This is a genomic window from Kribbella alba (genome assembly GCF_039529635.1).
In the GTDB taxonomy this organism is placed as follows: Bacteria; Actinomycetota; Actinomycetes; order Propionibacteriales; family Kribbellaceae; genus Kribbella; species Kribbella alba.
This window is the reverse complement of the sequence record NZ_BAAANE010000006.1, coordinates 46,532-65,413: the sequence shown is the minus strand read 5'-3', so window position 1 is coordinate 65,413 and position 18,882 is coordinate 46,532. Positions and strand designations below refer to the sequence as shown.

At 67.7% G+C, this 18,882-nt stretch carries 18 protein-coding genes; 9 read left to right on the top strand and 9 right to left on the bottom strand.

The features are described from left to right. Positions 1 to 66: 66 nt before the first annotated feature. Positions 67 to 2,304: an RICIN domain-containing protein gene (locus ABD210_RS17255; RefSeq protein ID WP_344112580.1), complete on the bottom strand. Its 2,238-nt coding sequence runs from the start codon at positions 2,302 to 2,304 to the stop codon at positions 67 to 69. Between the two features lie 170 nt (positions 2,305 to 2,474). Then, positions 2,475 to 3,386 carry a peptidoglycan recognition protein family protein gene (locus tag ABD210_RS17250; RefSeq protein ID WP_344112579.1) on the bottom strand — a complete coding sequence of 304 codons (912 nt, stop codon included), beginning with the start codon at positions 3,384 to 3,386 and terminating at the stop codon, positions 2,475 to 2,477. A 314-nt stretch (positions 3,387 to 3,700) separates the two neighbouring features. On the opposite strand from ABD210_RS17250, the gene ABD210_RS17245 reads away from it, so the two are divergent. Both ABD210_RS17245 and ABD210_RS17240 read left to right on the top strand, forming a co-directional pair. Then, positions 3,701 to 4,060 (top strand): hypothetical protein, encoded by a 360-nt coding sequence (locus tag ABD210_RS17245; protein WP_344112578.1) that lies wholly within the window; start codon positions 3,701 to 3,703, stop codon positions 4,058 to 4,060. A gap of 202 nt (positions 4,061 to 4,262) precedes the next feature. Then, positions 4,263 to 5,237 (top strand): aldo/keto reductase, encoded by a 975-nt coding sequence (locus tag ABD210_RS17240; RefSeq protein ID WP_344112577.1) that lies wholly within the window; start codon positions 4,263 to 4,265, stop codon positions 5,235 to 5,237. Here ABD210_RS17240 and ABD210_RS17235 read toward each other — a convergent pair. The 3 genes from ABD210_RS17235 to glnA form a co-directional block, all read right to left on the bottom strand. After that, the gene (locus ABD210_RS17235; protein WP_344112576.1) at positions 5,221 to 5,520 is read right to left on the bottom strand and encodes a hypothetical protein; all 300 of its coding nucleotides are present in this window, start codon (positions 5,518 to 5,520) and stop codon (positions 5,221 to 5,223) included. The two genes, ABD210_RS17240 and ABD210_RS17235, sit on opposite strands and share 17 nt — an antisense overlap. Positions 5,521 to 5,552: 32 nt before the next feature. Beyond that, entirely contained in the window at positions 5,553 to 6,614 is a 1,062-nt protein-coding gene (locus ABD210_RS17230; protein WP_344112574.1) for an LLM class flavin-dependent oxidoreductase, read from the bottom strand. Between the two features lie 163 nt (positions 6,615 to 6,777). Beyond that, the gene (gene glnA / locus ABD210_RS17225; protein WP_344112572.1) at positions 6,778 to 8,202 is read right to left on the bottom strand and encodes a type I glutamate--ammonia ligase; all 1,425 of its coding nucleotides are present in this window, start codon (positions 8,200 to 8,202) and stop codon (positions 6,778 to 6,780) included. 168 nt (positions 8,203 to 8,370) lie between these two features. Here glnA and ABD210_RS17220 point away from each other — a divergent pair, with 168 nt between their 5' ends. Continuing rightward, on the top strand, positions 8,371 to 8,835 hold the full coding sequence (locus ABD210_RS17220; protein WP_344112571.1) for an RDD family protein: 465 nt from the start codon (positions 8,371 to 8,373) through the stop codon (positions 8,833 to 8,835). Positions 8,836 to 8,875: 40 nt separating this feature from the next. After that, positions 8,876 to 9,790 (top strand): GIY-YIG nuclease family protein, encoded by a 915-nt coding sequence (locus tag ABD210_RS17215; protein WP_344112569.1) that lies wholly within the window; start codon positions 8,876 to 8,878, stop codon positions 9,788 to 9,790. Positions 9,791 to 9,816: 26 nt separating this feature from the next. Here ABD210_RS17215 and ABD210_RS17210 read toward each other — a convergent pair whose 3' ends face one another. From ABD210_RS17210 to lipA, 4 genes are all read right to left on the bottom strand, one after another. Beyond that, positions 9,817 to 11,094 carry a class I SAM-dependent methyltransferase gene (locus ABD210_RS17210; RefSeq protein WP_344112568.1) on the bottom strand — a complete coding sequence of 426 codons (1,278 nt, stop codon included), beginning with the start codon at positions 11,092 to 11,094 and terminating at the stop codon, positions 9,817 to 9,819. Positions 11,095 to 11,178: 84 nt separating this feature from the next. Further along, on the bottom strand, positions 11,179 to 11,550 hold the full coding sequence (locus tag ABD210_RS17205; RefSeq protein ID WP_344112566.1) for a VOC family protein: 372 nt from the start codon (positions 11,548 to 11,550) through the stop codon (positions 11,179 to 11,181). Between the two features lie 69 nt (positions 11,551 to 11,619). After that, entirely contained in the window at positions 11,620 to 12,315 is a 696-nt protein-coding gene (locus ABD210_RS17200; RefSeq protein WP_344112565.1) for a DUF4191 domain-containing protein, read from the bottom strand. Positions 12,316 to 12,340: 25 nt separating this feature from the next. Further along, complete coding sequence (lipA, locus tag ABD210_RS17195; RefSeq protein ID WP_344112563.1) at positions 12,341 to 13,285, bottom strand: lipoyl synthase; 945 nt, start codon at positions 13,283 to 13,285, stop codon at positions 12,341 to 12,343. Between the two features lie 75 nt (positions 13,286 to 13,360). Between lipA and ABD210_RS17190 the strand changes: the two genes are divergently transcribed. The 5 genes from ABD210_RS17190 to ABD210_RS17170 all read left to right on the top strand — a co-directional run bounded on the left by ABD210_RS17190 (position 13,361) and on the right by ABD210_RS17170 (position 18,845). Continuing rightward, positions 13,361 to 14,830, top strand: a complete 1,470-nt coding sequence (locus tag ABD210_RS17190) for a sensor histidine kinase (protein ID WP_344112562.1) — start codon at positions 13,361 to 13,363, stop codon at positions 14,828 to 14,830. Next, positions 14,823 to 15,503 (top strand): response regulator, encoded by a 681-nt coding sequence (locus tag ABD210_RS17185; RefSeq protein ID WP_344112561.1) that lies wholly within the window; start codon positions 14,823 to 14,825, stop codon positions 15,501 to 15,503. Before ABD210_RS17190 ends, ABD210_RS17185 begins: the two co-directional genes overlap by 8 nt. Positions 15,504 to 15,702: 199 nt before the next feature. After that, entirely contained in the window at positions 15,703 to 16,602 is a 900-nt protein-coding gene (locus ABD210_RS17180; protein ID WP_344112560.1) for an ABC transporter ATP-binding protein, read from the top strand. Beyond that, positions 16,599 to 17,771, top strand: coding sequence for an ABC transporter permease (locus ABD210_RS17175; RefSeq protein ID WP_344112558.1), 1,173 nt, complete (start codon positions 16,599 to 16,601; stop codon positions 17,769 to 17,771). Before ABD210_RS17180 ends, ABD210_RS17175 begins: the two co-directional genes overlap by 4 nt. A gap of 108 nt (positions 17,772 to 17,879) precedes the next feature. Further along, a complete protein-coding gene (locus ABD210_RS17170) occupies positions 17,880 to 18,845 on the top strand; it encodes a LysR family transcriptional regulator (RefSeq protein ID WP_344112557.1) in 966 nt (321 codons plus the stop codon). Positions 18,846 to 18,882: the final 37 nt, after the last annotated feature.

Sequence of the window (18,882 nt, the reverse complement as noted above, 5' to 3'; positions counted from 1 at the left end):
CCGAACGGGATGGTCACCCTCAGCGCCCTGCGGGTCCTGAAGGCCGCAGGGCGCTGAGGTGGTCCGCTAGGGGTAGTTGACCCACTGGGCGACGTTGGTCGACGAGTTCGACGGGCCGCCGGTGTTGTTGATGACGTGCGCGATGGTGCCGGTGCCGCCGAGCGATACGGTGACCATGTTGTGGAACTTCACGCCCGCCTTGTTCGGCACCTCGAACGCGCGATCCGCCACGACGCTCGAATTCGCGCTGAAGTAGCAATAGCTGCCCAGCCCCCAGGCCTCGTGCGTGGTGACCGAATCAGCGACCTTGTACGCCGCATAGCCGCGGGTGGATCCGTTCATCCAGGCTGCCTGGTTCGGCGGGTCGTACGGCATCTCGTTCTGGTAGAAGTACGTCCTCCCCCCGTTGCCGTTCCAGATCGTCTGGTACTTCTGGTAGTGCTCGACAAACAGCCCGTACGCCGTGACGTCGTTGCCGTTGACAACCAAACCGGTGTCGGCCGTGTTGCTGCTCCAGCCGACCCCATAACTGTGGTCACCGCGCCACAACCAAGTGTGGTCGATGATCACGTTGTTGCTGTTGATCCGCAGCGTCTCGGTCGCCTTGCCGACTGCGGCACCACCGATCCGGAAGTACACGTCGTGCAGCGAGGTCGGGTTCGCGGAGTGGTTGGCCGAGGAGCCTGTCGGGCCGATCTCCATCAGCAGCGGCGAGTTGGTCGGCGCGGCGTCGATCAGCAACCCGGCGATCTTCACGCCGTCGACATCCGCGACCGTGATCGACTGCGTGCCACTGGTCGGCATCAACGTGGCCAGGCCGAGACCAAGTACGACGGTGTTGGCGCGGTTGATTCGCAGGGTGTCACTGAGCCGGTAGACGCCCGGGGTGAACAGCAGGTCCTTGCCGGCGGCAAGCTGCGCGTTGATCGTCGCCGCGGTGGCGCCGGGCTTGACGATGTAGAACTGGCTGATCGGCAAGGACTGCCCGGCCGGGTTGCCGCCCGTCCAGCCAGGTCCGGCCGAGTTCGTCTTGACCGCCGGGACGAAGACCTGGTAGTTGCCCGCAGCATCGACGTACAGGTATGGCTTCTCCCGGACCACAGGGGTCTGCGCGACCTTCGTGTACGGCGGGTTCGGGAATGCACCGGCCGGCGCGTTCAGCGCACCGACGAACACCATGTTCCAGTTCTGACCAGTCCAGCTACCCCAGTTGGTGTTCCGCGAGAGCCACTGCTGCTGGCTGCCGGACCGGACCTGGCCGTCTACCACGGTGTCGGCCATGAAGCCGCCGCTTGCCCAACCGCCGTCGTCCAGCGCGAGGTTGCCCTTGAGGTGGTTCCGGCGGTACGACGAAGCCTGCGAGACGGCCCAGCGGTCGAGACCACCGGGCGGATTGATGGTCAGGCCCTCGGCGCCGCGCCAGAAGTTCTGCGTCGCGTTCTGCGGCGGGAACCAGTCGGCCTCGACGTGCACCGCGCCGTTGATGGTGACGCTGTCCGGGGTCAGGCCGAGACCGGCGACCTGGGTGTAGAAGCCGACGTTCGCGCTCACGTTGTACGCGCCCGGCTTGAACAGCAGCGCGAACCGGTTCTCGCCGAACTGGTTCGTCTCCTGCTGGCTGAAGACGGAGTTCAGCTTGCTCTGGATCGTGCCGGCCGACATCGACGGGTCGAAGATCGAGACATTCGGGCCGAGGTCGGGCTGTCCGGCCGGCGGCTGGGTCGGGGGAGTGCCGTCCACTGGGTTGATCCTGAACGATTGGGCCGCAGTCCCGTTGCAGGTGTACTGCTGCAGTTGGAGGCCGTCCGCGGTCGAGGCCGACGGGACGTCGAGGCACTTGCCGCTGTTGCGGTTGACGAGGTGGTAGGCGCCGTCGGCTTCCTCGACCGGCAACCATTGCTGGTTGAGCCCGTTGCTGTAGGACCACAGCTGGATCAGCCCGCCGTCCGCGGTGGAGACGTTGGTGACGTCCAGCGCTTGGGCCGCGTTGTTGAACGCGTTGACGCGGACGTAGCCGTTGGTGGTCGGCTGGAACTGCCACTGCTGGGCGGTGCTGCTGTTGCAGGTCTGCTGCTGGACAGCCGTCCCGTTGGCCGTGGCGGCTGCCCGTGCGTCCACGCACTTGCTGCTGTTCTTGCTCACCACGGTGTTCCAGCCGGTCGGCGAGATCGCGGCGCTCGCGTCCGGCGACACGGCGACCGTCAGAGCGGTCGCCGTCACCGCGGCCACCAGGGCCGCGGCAATGGCTGCGAATACACGTCCGCGGCTGGGTGGGGGTCGGAGCGGGGCGACTCCTGGAGTCATCTGACTCTCCTCTGAACTTGTGGGGGCGGGCGTCGTCCGGGAGCGCGGGTGGGGAGTGCGCGTTCGGCCGACGGTCCTAAGGAAAGCTAACTTCCTTACTTAATTCAAGAGTCAGAGAAAGTCCGTGGTGGTTTCGGAACCGCTTCCGGTCCCCGCCGCGCGGTGGCCGCTCAGCGGTTGTCGGCGACGGGTTGGCCGGCGACGGGTTGGCCGTCGACGTGCGTGGCCGGCTCCGTGGGCGTCGCCGGGTCGACCGGAGTGCCGGGGTCGACGGGTGGGCTTGCACTCGCGTTGGGGAGGGCGGCCAGGATCGCGTTGAGGCGGCGGACGTAGTCCTGGTAGCGGCCCGCCTCCTGGTTGATCAGGCACTGCACCCGATTCGCCAGATCGGAGTACCGCTGTGCTTCGGCCTTCTCGAACTTCCTCAGCTCGGCCAGTACTTCGTCAGCGTTCGCCATGTCATCTCCATCAGGTCCGGCCCGCAGTACTGCGGCCAGGTCGGTGCGGAACTTGTTCATCGGGCATCGGCCCGGGTCGTTCTTGCGCCGGGTGTGCTCGCGGTGCCCGATCACCGAGAGCGCGGACCACCCGTGGAAATCGCAGATCGCGGCGGCGTGGAGCAGCGCAGTACGGTAGGCGGCTGCCGTCATCGAGTGCGCCCCGTCGTACCGGATCTCGTTGCCGTAGTAGTGCAGATTGCCGTTCACGTTGTCGGGGCCGGGACTGAGCTCGGCGGCATAGCCGCGGTAGTCCTGCGTCGACACGTGGTTCAGCGTGGCGAGTGAGCCTGAGCCGGCGTGGTTCGCGCGGCCGATCGCGCCGACGTGCAGGTCGCCGTCCAGGTCGGTGGCCACGTTGCACAGCGGTCCGGGGATGCCTTCGTCGGGCCGACCGCGCACGAACAGGAAGTTGAGGTAGTCGTCGGTCTGAGAGTTGCTGCCGGTGTGATGGAGGATGATCCCGCGCGCATCCGTGATGCCGCCGGGCCGCCCGCGCGTCCGCCAGCCGGGGTACTCCCGGAACTTCACCTTCCACTTCCGCAGCGCACCAGCAAGCTGGTCAGCCGTCATCGGCCTGGCCACAAGCAGCTCCTCACTTCAACCGATAGCCAGCACGCCAAACCAGCAACGCGGAGTGGCGGACCCCGTGCTCTCGGTAATCCCCAGCTAAACCCTTGCCGCCGGATTCGTTGGCCCTGGACTCATCGGCACAGACCCAGGAACCTACCGACCCACGACCCACCACGTCGAGCAGTTTGCCAAAGACTGTCGTGGCGCCTGGGTCCCGGATCGAGCAAGCAGGGCGCGGATCGTTCAGAGATGGATACGGCCGATGCTGCGTAACGTTCAACATTTCTGGGCGATATACCGGAGGTAATCGTTTAGAGGGGGAATAGATGTCTCAAGTAGTCCGTAATGCCAACCGCGTCGCAACGACGATCAACGTAGTGAAGATCGTCCTGCTGGCTTTCAATGCCATCGCCGGCGTCATTCTCGTCGTCAACGGCGCAGTGGGTTCTCAGCAGCAGTCCATCAACTCGTTGACTGGCGAGATCGAGACCTCCCATGCCGCGGCTGTCTACCTGATCATCGGGGGCCTAGCCACGCTGGTACTGGGATCGTTGCTCATTTATGTATTGCTCGGCTGGTTCGAGCATGTACTGCGCACCCTGGCGGCGCTGGTGGAGAACACCCAACCCGTAATGGTGGGCACGCCGGACCTGCCGCCGATCGCGAACACCGGCCCAGCCTTCTGACCCGCGATATCAGGCGCGGTTTGTGCTGCGATCATTGCCGCAAACCTAGTTTTGCAGCCACCGGCCGGACCGTGTTTCCGGTGGCGTGCGTCTGCGGATTCATCGCTGGGAGTTGTCGGGGTCAGTGAGATTTCTTGTTGGACCGGAGGTCGTCGCGGGTTGAGGATGCTGGGAAGCGTTCGCCGACTACTCGGAGGATCACGTGACGAAGACTGCTGATCGTTCGCTCGGCACCGGTGGTCCGACCGTCAGCGCGCTGGGCATGGGCTGCTGGGCGATCGGTGGACCACACGCCAGGCAGGGCAACCCCGTCGGCTGGGGTGCGATCGACGACGAGGAGTCGAAGCGGGCGTTGCGCCGCGCTTTCGACCTGGGCGTCACCTTCTTCGACACGGCCGATGTGTACGGCTGCGGCCACAGCGAGAAGTTGATCTCGGCCGCGCTCGGCGCTGTGCGGGACGAGATCGTGATCGCGTCCAAGGCCGGATACACCTACGACGAGGAGACGCGCGAGGCGCCGGGGGAGAACGGCGACCCGGAGTACATCCGGTGGGCCTGCGAGCAGACTCTGCGGCGGCTAGGAACCGACCACCTCGACCTGTACCAGTTCCACCTCGGCGGCTACGACCTGGACCGGGCGGACGACGTACTGGCGGTCTTCGAGGAACTTGTTGCTGCAGGCAAGGTCCGGGCGATCGGCTGGAGCACGGACAGTCCGGAGCGGGCCGCGTTGTTTGCGAAAAGCGAGCACTGCAAGGCGATTCAGCAGTCCTTCAACGTGTTCGGCGGCAACGCCGAGGTGCTGGCACTGTGCGAACAGCGGGGTCTGGCGAGCATCGTCCGCGGGCCGCTCGGGATGGGCCTGCTGACCGGCAAGTTCGACAAGGACAGCACACTGCCGGCCGACGACGTACGCCACGGCTGGGATTTCCGGACCGGCGGCCAGGCCGAGTCGCTGCGCCGGCTCGACGCGATCCGCGAGATCCTCACCACCGACGGCCGAACCCTCGCCCAAGGCGCCCTCGCCTGGCTCTGGGCCCGCAGCGACGCCTTCATCCCCATCCCCGGCTTCAAAACCGTCGCCCAGGTAGAAGAAAACGCCGCCGCCCTCAACCACGGCCCGCTCTCCGCAGACAGTCTGGCCGAGATCACCACGGTCCTCAGTCGAACCAGTTGAAGATGACGTCGCCGAGGCGGTCCGCGCCGTGGTACGTGATTGCTGCGCGCTCCCGGTCGCTCAGGGCGCTGAGGTCCCCCGTCTCGGACGACCGCTCGAGCTCCTCCGCCGTCGCGACCTGAAATCCAGCAGTCACGTAGTACTCCGCTCCTGGCACGTCCGTGAACGGCAGCTTCAGATGCCGTACGCCGGGATCCCGCTGAGCCTGAGCGCTCGACGCAGCTGAATCCCGTTCCTGCGTGGACGCGGGAGCTGGGTCCAGCCCCTCACGTGGTGGGTGCATGGCGAGCTGTCGTTCCCTGGACTGCCAGTAGGTCAGCTCAGTAGCGGTAGTAGTTGGTCGCCGACGCGGACGATCTCATCGTGGTAGGGGGTGTCGGAGAGGATGAAATGGGTGATGCCCAGGTCCTGGTACTTGCGGAGTGACTTCGCCACATCATCGGCGGATCCGACGAGCCAGGTGGTGCCGGCGCCACCGCCGCCGTATTTGCCGGGGGCGGTGTAGAGGTTGTCGTCCAGGACGTCGCCTCGGTCGGCCAGGTCGAGGAGGCGTTGCTGTCCCACTGCCTTGAAGCGCCGTGGTGGGCTGCTCGTGGTGCCCTGGGCCTCGGCCATCTTTGCGACCTTGGCCTCGGCTTCGGCCCACGCCTGGTCGGTGGTGTCACGGACCAGGGTGGTGATCCGGAGCCCGAACTCGAGTGGCGCGTGCTCGCGACCAAGCTCGGACTGCAGACCCTTGAGCCGCTCGATGCGCTCAGCGACGCCGTCGAGCGGTTCGCCCCAGAAGAGCTGAACGTCGGCATCCGTGGCCGAGACGCGTTCCGCGGCGGGGGACGCGCCACCGAAGTACAGGCGTGGGTGTGGTCTGTTCTCGCGCGCGACCGGGCGGGTGGCGACCGTGGATCCGGTGACAGAGAAGTAGTCACCGGCGAAGGTGACGTCCTCTTCGGTCCAGAGTCGGCGCACTACCTGGAGGAACTCCTTCGTGCGGGCGTACCGCTGGGCCTGGTCGCCCTCGGAGTCGCCGTAGGCGGCCAGGTTGTCCTGGCCGGAGACGATGTTGATCAGAAGCCGGCCTTCGGAGAGCTGGTCGAGGGTGGTCGACGCCGACGCGAAGTGTGCGGGGTGCCAGTAGCCCGGGCGGATCGCCACCAGTGGCTGGAACGTTGTCGTCCGGGCTGCGAGCGCCGTGCCGACAGTCAAGGTGTCGGGACGGCCCCAGCCGGTGCCGAGCAGTGCGCCACCCCACCCATGCTGCTCCGTGAGCCGAGCCAGCTCGGTCAAGCGCTCCAGGCTGTTGTGGCCCGCGACGGCGTCGTCGCCCCGGTGACCGGGGTCGACCTGATTGGGGATGTACCAGAGGAATTCGAGACTCATGTGTGGCCCCTTCGATCCAGGACGACCGCCGGCTGAGGCGGTCGTGGTGACCCGAAGAAGTGTATTCCAACTGAATTACTAGATATTAGACCGTCTCATCTGCCGGTGACAGTGAACGAGCCCACCCGCGAGAACGCGGATGGGCTCGTCGGACGGCCGGAACTCAGACGTCGTAGTACAGCTCGAACTCGTGCGGGTGCGGACGGAGCTGGATCGGGGCGATCTCGTTCTCGCGCTTGAGGTCGATCCACGTCTCGATCAGGTCGGAGGTGAAGACGTCACCCTCGAGCAGGAACTCGTGGTCGGCCTCGAGCGAGTTGATCACGGCCGGCAGCGAGGTCGGGACCTGGCTGACCGACGCGTGCTCCTCGGGCGGCAGCTCGTACAGGTCCTTGTCGATCGGGTCCGCGGGCTCGGTCTTGTTCCGGATGCCGTCCAGGCCGGCCAGCAGCTGGGCCGAGAAGGCCAGGTACGGGTTCGACGACGGGTCCGGGCAGCGGAACTCGATGCGCTTGGCCTTCGGGTTCGAGCCGGTGATCGGGATCCGGATGCAGGCCGAGCGGTTGCGCTGCGAGTAGACCAGGTTCACCGGGGCCTCGAAGCCCGGCACCAGGCGGTGGTAGGAGTTCACCGTCGGGTTGGTGAAGGCCAGCAGCGACGGGGCGTGCTTCAGGATGCCGCCGATGTACCAGCGGGCGACGTCGGACAGGCCGCCGTAGCCGGCCTCGTCGTAGAACAGCGGGTCGCCGTTGCTCCACAGCGACTGGTGGCAGTGCATTCCCGAGCCGTTGTCACCGAAGATCGGCTTCGGCATGAAGGTCGCGGTCTTGCCGGCGTCCCACGCGGTGTTCTTGACGATGTACTTGAACTTCATCAAGTCGTCGGCCGCGGTGAGCAGGGTGTCGAAGCGGTAGTTGATCTCCGCCTGGCCCGCCGTACCGACCTCGTGGTGGGCGCGCTCGACGGACAGGCCCGAGGCCTCGAGGTGCTTGGTGATGTCGTTGCGCAGGTCGGCGAAGTGGTCGACCGGCGGTGCGGGGAAGTAGCCGCCCTTGTAGCGGACCTTGTAGCCGCGGTTGCCGCCCTCTTCGACCCGGCCGGTGTTCCAGGCGCCGGCGACGGAGTCGATGTGGTAGTAGCTCTCGTTCTGCTTGGTCTCGAAGCGCACGTCGTCGAAGACGTAGAACTCGGCCTCGGGGGCGAAGAAGGCGGTGTCGGCGATGCCGGTCGACTTCAGGTACTCCTGCGCCTTGCGGGCGATGTTGCGCGGGTCGCGCGAGTACGCCTCACCGGTGAGCGGGTCGTGCACGAAGAAGTTGATGATCAGCGTCTTGTCCCGGCGGAACGGGTCGACGTAGGCCGTGGTCGGGTCGGGCAGCAGGGACATGTCCGACTCGTGGATCTGCTGGAAGCCCCGGATCGACGAACCGTCGAACTGGAGGCCGTCCTCGAAGACCTCGGGACCGAAAGATCCGACCGGGACGGTGAAGTGCTGCATGATGCCCGGTAGGTCACAGAAGCGGACATCGATGAACACGACGCCCTCGTCCTTGACGTAGGCGAGCAGCTCCTCAGCGCTGGAAAACATACGTACTCCTCGGGGTGGCTCAGAGATTCCTACTGAACGTAGGCCCTGCCCATTACTCGGCAGTGACCCCAATGTTTCGGGGATGTTACGCCCAGCGTGGTCCGCGCTGACCCACTGGAGCGCGGCCGGGGGCAGTGAGAACCTCAGCCGCGCACATAGGCTTGCATCATGGCATCAACTGCGCAATCCGGGGCAGGACCCACCGAAGAGTTCCGCTATCCGGGCAACCGTCTCGGATTGCCCCCGGACGGATCGGGCTCGGTGGCCGGCTGGGGACGCAGGGTGCTCGCCCTGTTCGTCGACTGGCTGATCGCCGGCCTGATCGCCTCCGCGATCACCAGCAAGCCCTTGTGGGCCGGTGGCAACGACCTCAACACGGCCCAACTGGTCGTCTTCTTCGCGATGTCCGCGGTGCTGACCGGCCTGGCCGGAGCCACCATCGGCCACCGCCTGTTGGGCCTCCGCGTCATCCGCACCCAGCCCGGCGGCACCGGCTACTCAGCCCAGGTAGGCCTGCTGGGCGGCGCGATCCGCACCTTCCTGATCTGTCTGGTGCTCCCCGCAGTCGTCTACGACCGAGACCGCCGAGGCCTCCACGACCGAGCCGCCGGCACCGTGGTCGTCCGCCGCTAGACCTGGTACTGCGGGGCTGCCGCAGGTGAGCATGTCCCTTATGACTGCACCGCGTTCCGTCGCCCGTCGGCTTCCGCTCGAGACGGGCGTCTACCGGTTTCGCGACGGCGCCGGCAAGGTGCTGTACATCGGCCGGGCCCGCAACCTGCGCCGACGCGTGCAGTCGTACTGGACCAACCTCGGCGACCGCCCGCAGCTGGCCGGGATGGTGCGCCGCATCGCCCGCATCGAAAGCGTCTGGTGCGACTCCGAGCACGAGGCGGCCTGGCTGGAACGCAACCTGCTGGAGCACTCCAAGCCACGCTGGAACCTCGCGGAGGGTGGCGCGGAGGTCGCCGGCTACATCCGTTTCGACGATGGGCCGAGCCGGCCGGGGCTGCGGTTCGTGCACACCGTTACCGCGGCCGCGCCGCACTTCGGTCCATACCTCGGCGGTCTGCGGATCCGGCAGGCGATCTCGGCGCTCCACCGCGTGCTGCCCCTGCCGTACACGAGCGCCGCCGACGGTTCGGCACGCGAGTTCGCCCGGCTGTTCGGAATCGGGCCGGCTGACCGCGAGACGCTCGTACGGACCGCGATGTCCGTGCTCGAGCGCAACGTGGCGGCGGTGACGGCGCTGCGTGCCGAACTGGTGCGCCGCCGCGACCGGGCGGCTACCGAACTCCGGTTCGAGTTCGCGGCGAAGTTGCAGGACGAGATCGCGGCGTTCGACTGGATCGTCGCCGAGCAGAAGGTGTCCCGGCTCGAGCCACACGAGGTCGACGTGTACGGCTGGGCGGACCGCGTTCTCGTACGGTTCCAGATGGAGGCCGGCCGGGTGTGCCGGTGGACGCAACGAGCCGCCTCGGAGCAAACCGCGCGGGACCGGGTGGCGGCGACCCCCGCCCACTGGCGCACGTTCGCGCAACGCAACGCCGAGCTCGCGGCCACGCTGCTGCGCGACCAGAAAGCTTGACTCAACCACGTGGGGGATCCCGCGGACTAGCGCTTGGTGAGCAACAACTGCACGTCGTCCAGATACCCCGCGCGGAACCCAGCCTCGGAGTACGCGAGATAGAACTCCCACATCCGCCGGAAGGTGTCGTCGAACCCGAGCCCGGCGATCTGGGGCCAGTGGTCGATGAAGCGGTTGCGCCAGATCCGCAGGGTGCGGGCGTAGTCGGCGCCGAGGTGGCGGATCACCTGCGCCTGCAACCCGGTGTGCTGCGCCGTGACCTCCTGGATCGCATGGACCGACGGCAGCAACCCGCCCGGGAAGATGTACTTCTGCACCCAGGTGAACGTGTTCCGCGTGGCGAGCATCCGCTCATGCGGCATCACGATCGCCTGTACTACGGCGACGCCACCCGGCGCGAGGCGTCGTTCGATGGCGCCGAAGTAGACCGGCCAATAGTTCTCGCCGACGGCCTCGATCATCTCCACGCTCAGTACCGCGTCGAACTCGCCGATCTGGTCGCGGTAGTCCCGCAGCGCGACCTGGACGCGATCGCTGACACCAGCGTCCGCGATCCGCCGCTGAGCCATCAGCGCCTGCTGCGAGGCGATGGTGATCGCCGTCACCCAGGCACCGCGCTGAGCCGCGCGGATCGCGAGACTCGCCCAGCCGCAGCCGATGTCGAGCACCCGGGAGCCTGCCCGGACACCGGCCGCGTCAAGGATCGAGTCGAGTTTGCGGAGTTGCGCGTACGACAGCTCGTCGTACGACGCGGTGGCCAGCTCCGCGGCGGCATCGGCGGCGAAGTACGCGGCGGAGTAGGTCAGCGTGGGGTCGAGGAACTCGGAGAACATCGCGTTGCTGAGGTCGTAGTGCCGACTGACGTTCTCGCGGGCACCCGCGCGGTCGTTCTCCTGGTCGCCGGGTTGGCTGCGGGTGACCAGCCAGCGCAGCGACTGGGCCCATTTCGGCAGCAGATGACTGTCCCGCTCCGAGCTGAACCGCTCGGCGAAGGGCACCAGCAGGTCGGCCAGATCTGTCTCGGGCGAAGGATCCCAGTCGCCGGCCAGGTAGGCCTCGCCGAAGCCGGAGCCCGCGTCCTGCCCGAGCCGGTCGAGGAAGGGTCCGCTGCGGTGCACCTGCATCTCCGGACCGCCCTGACCGTACCGGCGGTTGTCCAGCACGATGGTGGCCGGCAGGTCGCGCGCGATGAAACGGATCGCGGCGAGCGCACCGGCCCGGCGTACCGGGTTGGAACGCGGGCGCACCAGCGAGGGCCAGGTCTCCGCCACCGGCTGATGCACGGCCGGGTACAGATCGGTCATCTTCTACCTCTGGTTTCGGTCCGTTCCTGGTCGCACCCTAAGGCCGGCGGATGACCGAAGGGCGCGACACTCGGAACGGTTTGTTCACCCGGCCCGTTGGCCGAGGATGAGCAGGTTGCCGTCGGGGTCCTCGGCGCGGGCCTCGCGCTCGCCCCAGGGCTGGTCGACGGGCTCGTGCACGATCCGCGCGCCGGCGGCCCGGATCCGATCGACCATCGCCTGGATGTCGTCGACATAGAGCCAGAGCGAGATCGCGGCCGGACCCTCCGGGGTCTTCAGCGCCGGGTCGTGGCCGAGGCCGACGGAAGCCTTGCCGAAGCGGACCGAGACGTACGCCGGGACGCCCTCGGGCGGGAACTGGTAGACCTTCTCGCCACCGAGCACGTCGGTGTAGAACGGCAGCAGCCGCTCCAGATCAGCAGTCGTCACGATAGGGAAAACGTCGTCGACGGCCATCGGGTTACCTCCTCGTTCGTAGGGATGATGTCACCCTTCCTGACGAACGAGCAGACAGCGGATCGACGGTCAGCGGCCCTTCATGGCCTGCCGGGCGCCCTTGAGGCTGGTCGGGACCGGGCCCTTGGGCATCGGCACCTGCGGGCGGACCGCGTCGAGCGCCTTCAGCCGCTGCAGCAGGTCGGTGATCTCGGACGGTTGCAAGGCGGCCGGCAGCTTCATCACGTGCTTGGTCAGCTTGCGGATGTCGATCTCGCCCTCGCCCTGACCGGCCATGATCTCGATCACCGGCGCGCCACCGGCGACCCGGGTGTGCTTCTTGCGCTCGGCCGCGAGCAGGTTCTTCACCCTGCTCGCCTGCCCCTCGCCGACCAGCACGATGCCCGGCCGGCCGACGACCCGGTGCACGATGTCCGCGTTCTTGGTGACAGCTACGGCCGGGGTGACGTTCCAGCCGCGGCGCAACGTCTGCAGCGCGGAGGCGGCGGCGCCGGCCTGGCCCTCGATCTGGCTGTAGGCCGCCTTCTCCACCCGCCGGCCGAAGATGATCGTGGTGGCGAGCAGACCGAGCGCGACGCCGAGCGGGATCAGCACCAGGGGCTGGCCAATGATCAGCCCGACGACCACGAAGATCGCGACCACGCCGAGGAAGATCCCGGCGAGCACCAGCCCGATCCGGGGGTCTGACTTCTTGGTCAGCTGGTACGCCGACCGGATCTGCTTCAGCCGACTGGTCTTCTCGGCGGGCGCGTCGTTCTTGGCCATCTCAACCTTGTCTGTCTGGAGAGCTTTAGGCGTTGGTTGCCGCAGACGTCATCCGCGACTCCACAGCCTGACGGTACAGGCGACCGGCCCGGTAAGACGAACGCACGAGCGGGCCGGACATGACTCCGGCGAAACCGATCTCCTCGGCCTCGTCCTTCATCTCCACGAACTCCTCCGGCCGGACCCAGCGCTCGACCGGGTGGTGCCGCACCGACGGGCGCAGGTACTGGGTGATCGTGATGATCTCGCAGCCCGCGCCGTGCAGGTCGCCGAGCGCCTGGCTGACCTCCTCGCGGGTCTCGCCCATGCCGAGGATCAGGTTCGACTTGGTGACCAGGCCGTAGTCGCGGGCCTGGGTGATGACGTCCAGCGACCGCTCGTAGCGGAAGCCCGGGCGGATCCGGCGGAAGATCCGCGGCACCGTCTCGACGTTGTGCGCGAACACCTCCGGCCGGGACGAGAACACCTCGGCCAGTTGCTCGGGGACCGCGTTGAAGTCGGGCGCGAGCATCTCGACGCCGGTGTCGGGGTTCTGCTCGTGGATCTGCCGGATCGTCTCGGCGTACAGCCAGGCGCCGCCGTCCTCGAGGTCGTCGCGGGCGACGCCGGTCACGGTCGCGTACCGCAGGCCCATCTTGGTGACGGACTCGGCGACACGGCGGGGCTCGTCGCGGTCCAGCGCCAGCGGCTTGCCGGTGTCGATCTGGCAGAAGTCGCAGCGCCGGGTGCACTGGTCGCCGCCGATGAGGAAGGTGGCCTCGCGGTCCTCCCAGCACTCGAAGATGTTGGGACAGCCGGCTTCCTGACACACCGTGTGGAGCTCTTCGGATTTCACCAGCGCTTGGAGCTTCTGGTACTCCGGGCCCATCTTCGCGCGCGTCTTGATCCACTCGGGTTTGCGCTCGATCGGGGTCTCCGCGTTGCGCACTTCGAGTCTGAGCAGTTTCCGTCCTTCTGGGGCGATCGTCACGCCCACCAGAGTACGCGGCGCCGGACAGGAGCAATTCACCGGACAGAACCTGTTCCACCCGTAGGCTGGTCAACCATGTCCAGCTCCCTACCGGCCGCCGACTCGGCCCGTACTGCGCTCAGCCCGGCCGCGGGTGATTCCGCCACCGCGGCTTCGGGTGGTTCCGCGCCACCCGGCGGCGCTGCGGGATCGGGTGCTTCGACGGCGACCGGAGGTTCGACGGCGCCGGGTGGCTCGGCCGGCGAGTGGCAGCGGCCCGGGCCATCCCGCCGGGAGCAGCGGCAGGACCTGGTACTCGGAGTCGGCATGGCTGTCGCCGGCGTGATCGGCACTGAACTGGCCAAAGGCACCTCGCCTGGCCCCGTCGAGATGGGGATCGGCGGCGCCGAGGCCTATGTACTCAGCGCGGCCGTCGCGCTCCCGCTCTGCTTCCGGCGCAGGTACCCCCTGACCGCGCTGCTCGCCGTGTCCGTGCTGTTCTTCATCGCCGGCGAGCGGGTCCCGTTCGCCTTCGCCGGCAACCTCGTCACCCAGGCGTGCATGTTCATGGCCATCTACGCAGCGTCGGCGTGGTCCAGGGACCGCAGGCGGATGAAGGCGACCATGGTCCTCGTCTTCGTCGGCATGTTCTGCTGGCTGGTCTACGGCTTCGTGAAAGCGCTGCAGGACGACACCATCAAGGGAGCCGCGCAGGGCATGCTCTCGCCGTACGTGTCCTTCGTACTGCTGAACATCGCGCTCAATGTGCTCTATTTCTTCGGCGCCTACTTCTGGGGCCGCACCGCATGGCGAACCGCCCGGCAGCGGCATGTGCTCGAGCAGCAGGCCGTCGAGCTCGCCGCTCAGCAGCAGGCGAACGCGCGACGCGCGGTGATCGACGAGCGGCTCCGGATCTCCCGCGAACTGCACGACGTCGTCGCCCACCACATCAGCAGCATCGGCGTCCAGGCAGGCGGTGCCCGCCGGGTGATGGACACTGCCCCGGATGCGGCGAAGGACGCCCTCGCCGTGATCGAGGACTCCAGCCGTACCGCGGTCAACGAGATGCGCCAACTCCTCGGCATGCTCCGTGCGGCTGACCCCGACCTCGACGAGGAGATCGGCGTACCGGCCATCAAGGCGCCGCAAGGAGGGGCGGATCGGCTGCCGGCGTTGGTCGCCAACGCGAACGGGGAGGGCTTGTCTGTCGGGTTCCACCAGATCGGGCATCCGGTCGACCTGCCGCAGACCGTCTCGGTGTCGGTCTACCGGATCGCGCAGGAGGCGCTCACCAACGTTCGCCGGCATTCCACCGCGCGGACTGCTCACGTCACGCTGCGGTATCTGGGCGAGAGCGCGGTCGAGGTCGAGGTGATCGACGACGGCCGCCCGAAGCACGCGCCGGTCGGCAGCCGGCTGGGTCACGTCGGCATCCGTGAGAGGGTCAGCCTCCTCGGCGGCGAGAGCGAGATCGGCCCGCGCCCGGTCGGCGGTTTCCGGGTCCGCGCCCGGATCCCGCTGGCGCCGGCCGCGGTGAGGCAGAAGGAGAACAGCAACGATGAGTGAGCCCGGTACACCGATGCGCGTCCTGCTCGTGGACGACCAGGACCTCGTCCGGGCCGGGTTCCGGATGATCCTGTCGGTTGAGCCGGACATCGAGGTGGTGGGGGAGGCCGCCGACGGTGAACGTGCGGTGGAACTCGCGGAGAAGCTTCGGCCGGACGTCGTCCTGATGGATGTCCAGATGCCAGGGCTGGACGGGATCGCCGCGACCCAGCGGATCGTCGCCGCCGACGCCGGGAAGGTGGTGATCCTGACGACGTTCGACCGGGACGACTACCTGTTCGAGTCCCTCGGCGCGGGTGCCAGCGGGTTCCTGCTCAAGAACACCGCGCCGGAGGATCTGGTGGAGGCGATCCAGGTCGTGCACTCGGGACATGCCCTGCTGGCTCCCGAGGTGACCCGGCGGGTGATCAAGCGGTTCACCGGTGGTGGCGAGCGCGTCTATCGCCCGGACCTGGTGGCGGACCTGACGGAGCGGGAGCGCGAAGTCCTGGGGTTGATCGCGCGCGGTCTGACGAACACGGAGATCGCGAACGCGCTGTTCGTCGGCGAGGCGACCGTCAAGACCCATGTGTCCCGCGTCCTCCTGAAGCTGGGCCTGCGCGACCGCGTCCAGGCCGTCGTCTTCGCCTACGAATGCGGTCTGGTCGTCCCCGGCGACGAACAGACCGCCTGATCCTGTACTCCGGGCTGCCCGCGGCCTGGCGGACCGGCGCGGGTCCGCGGTCTCATCCCTGGGGATGAGACGCGTGATCACACTGCGGGCCGACGTCCGATCGGGGTCGCGCTGACTAGCGTGGGAGTCACTTCCATGCGGGAGTGGTCGGGCGTGCGTCCGGCCAGGGGGCTGAAGCAGCAGAGGAACGGTGAACGGGATGCTGAGCGTTGCTGGGTTGACCCGGCGGTTCGGTGATCACCTCGCGCTGGACGACGTGAGTTTCGACGTGGTGCCGGGTCGGATGACCGGTTTCGTCGGGGCGAACGGGGCCGGCAAGACGACGACGATGCGGATCATCCTGGGCGTGCTCGCCCCCTCCGCCGGTGTGGTGGAGTGGAACGGCCGGCCCCTGACGCAGGCGGTGCGCCGGGACTTCGGGTACATGCCGGAGGAGCGCGGCCTGTACCCGAAGATGAAGATCCGCGACCAGTTGGTGTTCTTCGGCCGGCTGCACGGCCTCGACTCGCTCGAGGCGTCCGAGCGGACCGACAAGCTCCTCGGACGGCTGGGCCTGACCGAGCGCGCCGGGGACACGCTGGAGACGTTGTCGCTCGGCAACCAGCAGCGCGTCCAGATCGCGGCTGCGCTCGTCCACGAGCCGATCGCGCTGGTGCTTGACGAGCCGTTCAGCGGCCTCGACCCGCTCGCCGTTGACGCGATGGTCGACCTGCTCCGCGAGGAGGTCACGGCGGAGGTGCCGGTGCTGTTCTCCAGCCATCAGCTCGAACTCGTGGAGCGGCTGTGCGACGACCTGGTGGTGCTGTCGCGCGGCAAGGTCGTTGCCGCGGGCCCCGTTGCGGAACTCGCCGCTGGGCCGACCACGACGTACCGGCTGGTCGTCGATGGTGACACCGGCTGGCTGCGCGACGTACGCGGGATCAAGGTCCGCGATGTCGACGGTGCGACGGCGCTGTTCGATGTGGAGACGGGTGAAGAGGGACCTGAGCAACAGTTCGTGCAGGAGGTTCTGCGTGAGGCGATGAGCCGCGGGGCGGTGCTCGAGTTCGGGCCTGAGCGGGTGGCGTTGAGCGATGTCTTCCGGGAGGCGACCCGATGAACAACGAGACCCTGCGGCATCCGTGGCAACTGGTGGCGCAACGCGAGATCAGTACGAAGATCCGGGACAAGACTTTCCTCGGGTCGACCGCGTTCATGCTGATCCTGGTGATGGCCGCGGTGGTCATCCCGGCGCTGCTCACGGGTCACGGCGGCGCGGACAAGATCGCGGTACTGGACGATGCCGGCGCCAAGGTCGTGCAGACAGCCGACGCGACCAAAGGCGGGGGAGCCTATGAGGTCACGAAGGTGGCGGATCAGGCGGGCGCGGAGCGGTTGGTTGCCGACGGCGACGTGAAGGCCGCGCTGCTGCCGGGCGACAACGGGTACGTCGTACTCGGCGACGACCAGGTCGACACGGACCTGCAGAACAACCTGCACGAGGCGGTGGTCAACCTCGGGATGGAGCAGAACGCGGCCCGGGCGGGCCTCACCCCTCAGCAGTTGCGCGCGAACACCGAGGTCCAGGAGCGGCTGCTCAACCCGGGGCCGCTTCCCCAGATCGTGGCCGGCTTCGTCAACATCGGGCTGGCGCTGGTCTTCTACATGACCGCGCTCGGCTTCGGCATGATGATCGCGCAGAGCGTTGTGCAGGAGAAGGAGAGCCGGGTGGTCGAGATCCTGGCCGCGGCGGTGCCGATCCGCGCGCTGCTGTGGGGCAAGGTGATCGGCAACACAGTGCTCGCGCTGTCACAGATCGTAGTGATCGCGGCCGCGTCGCTGATCGGGCTGCTGGCGACCGGGCAGGCCGACATCCTGAAGGTGGTCGCCCCGGTCGCGGGCTGGTTCGTGGTGTTCTTCGTGCTCGGGTTCGTGGCGCTGGCCGGGCTGTGGGCGGTGGCCGGCTCGCTGGCCACCCGGCAGGAGGATCTCGGCTCGACCACGCTGCCGGGCCAGATGATCCTGATGATCCCGTTCTTCTTCTCGGTCTTCGCGGGCTCGTCGGCCAAAACGGTCGCGTCGTTCGTCCCGATCGCATCGTCGATGGCGATGCCCGGGCGGATGCTGACCGAGGACGTGCCGGTGTGGCAGCCGCTCCTGGCGATCTTGATCCTGGTCCTGGCGACCGTCCTGATCGTGCGGCTCGGTGCCCGGCTGTACGAGCGGACGCTGCTGCAGACGGGCCGACGATTGGGCTATCGCGAGGCGATCACGCTCAAGGCGTCCTGACCTATCGTGACAGCTCCGCGAGCGTTACAGGCTTTCCGGGGTCTGTAACGAAACCGCAACACGCGATACCTGTGTCCTGTGCGCGGACCTGGACTACGGTCACAACGCATGAACGTCGAGCTGCGCCACCTCCGGGTGGTGGTCCTGGTGGCAGAAGCGGGGTCCGTAGGGCGGGCCGCCCGCTGGTTGAAGGTCAGCCAGCCGAGCCTCACGGCGCAGCTGAAACGGATCGAGGCCGCGTTCGGCGGGGAGCTTTTCGAACGCTCCCGCACCGGCGTCACCCCGACAGCACTGGGCCGGTATGCCGTGGACCGGGCGCGCGCGATCCTCGTCGACGTGGACCACCTGTCCGCGACGGTCTCCGCGATGACCGCGGTGGAGTCCAGCGCGGTCCGGCTGGGCGGATTCCCGACCGCGCCAATGTCGGGGATCGCGAGCCGGTTGCGCGACCACGGCGAGATCGAGCAGGTCAGCATCGAGGTCGAGTGGGCCACGAGCGTGCTGCTCCAACAGCTGGAGAGCGGCCGGCTCGACTTCGCGCTGCTGCGGGAGTTCCCCGGGTTCGAGCTGCGGCTCCCGTCCGGCGTCGAGGCCTGCACGATCGTGGAGTCGGAGTCCGCCTACGTCGTACTGGCAGCCGACCACCCGTTGGTGACGGCCAATAGGCACCGCAGTGAGATCGACCTGGCGGATCTGTCCGACGAGGAATGGATCGGCGAACCGCCGGACGACAGCGGCTTCCACGTGCTCTTCCGCGACGCGTGCGAACAAGCCGGCTTCGCTCCGAGGGTCGAGCACCACTCCGTCGACACCTCAGTACTGATGGGCTTCGTCACCAGTGGTCAAGGCGTCGCGCTGATCTCGCCCACGTCGTACCGGATGCTTTCGAGCGACGTAACCACCCGCCCCCTGGCAGGCGACCCGATCCACCGTCGGCTGATGCTCGCCTGGAGCACGGAATCTCCCCGGGCCCAGATGGCCGCGGATGTCTGCAAGATGGCAATCCATGCCTACGACGAGGCTTTCGCCGAGCACGCCCGCCGAGGCCAACACCAACACATGCACGTCGCCTGAGTCGCCAACGGCCCGGCCCGACCCCTAGGCGCGCGGC

Coding starts and splice junctions, on each gene's coding strand:
- ABD210_RS17210 (WP_344112568.1), bottom strand. CDS start 11,094: ATGACCGATCTGTACCCGGCCGTGCATCAGCCGGTGGCGGAGACCTGG.
- ABD210_RS17245 (WP_344112578.1), top strand. CDS start 3,701: ATGTCTCAAGTAGTCCGTAATGCCAACCGCGTCGCAACGACGATCAAC.
- ABD210_RS17205 (WP_344112566.1), bottom strand. CDS start 11,550: ATGGCCGTCGACGACGTTTTCCCTATCGTGACGACTGCTGATCTGGAG.
- ABD210_RS17230 (WP_344112574.1), bottom strand. CDS start 6,614: ATGAGTCTCGAATTCCTCTGGTACATCCCCAATCAGGTCGACCCCGGT.
- ABD210_RS17185 (WP_344112561.1), top strand. CDS start 14,823: ATGAGTGAGCCCGGTACACCGATGCGCGTCCTGCTCGTGGACGACCAG.
- ABD210_RS17255 (WP_344112580.1), bottom strand. CDS start 2,304: ATGACTCCAGGAGTCGCCCCGCTCCGACCCCCACCCAGCCGCGGACGT.
- ABD210_RS17235 (WP_344112576.1), bottom strand. CDS start 5,520: ATGCACCCACCACGTGAGGGGCTGGACCCAGCTCCCGCGTCCACGCAG.
- glnA (WP_344112572.1), bottom strand. CDS start 8,202: ATGTTTTCCAGCGCTGAGGAGCTGCTCGCCTACGTCAAGGACGAGGGC.
- ABD210_RS17220 (WP_344112571.1), top strand. CDS start 8,371: ATGGCATCAACTGCGCAATCCGGGGCAGGACCCACCGAAGAGTTCCGC.
- ABD210_RS17200 (WP_344112565.1), bottom strand. CDS start 12,315: ATGGCCAAGAACGACGCGCCCGCCGAGAAGACCAGTCGGCTGAAGCAG.
- ABD210_RS17215 (WP_344112569.1), top strand. CDS start 8,876: ATGACTGCACCGCGTTCCGTCGCCCGTCGGCTTCCGCTCGAGACGGGC.
- ABD210_RS17180 (WP_344112560.1), top strand. CDS start 15,703: ATGCTGAGCGTTGCTGGGTTGACCCGGCGGTTCGGTGATCACCTCGCG.
- ABD210_RS17175 (WP_344112558.1), top strand. CDS start 16,599: ATGAACAACGAGACCCTGCGGCATCCGTGGCAACTGGTGGCGCAACGC.
- ABD210_RS17170 (WP_344112557.1), top strand. CDS start 17,880: ATGAACGTCGAGCTGCGCCACCTCCGGGTGGTGGTCCTGGTGGCAGAA.
- ABD210_RS17190 (WP_344112562.1), top strand. CDS start 13,361: ATGTCCAGCTCCCTACCGGCCGCCGACTCGGCCCGTACTGCGCTCAGC.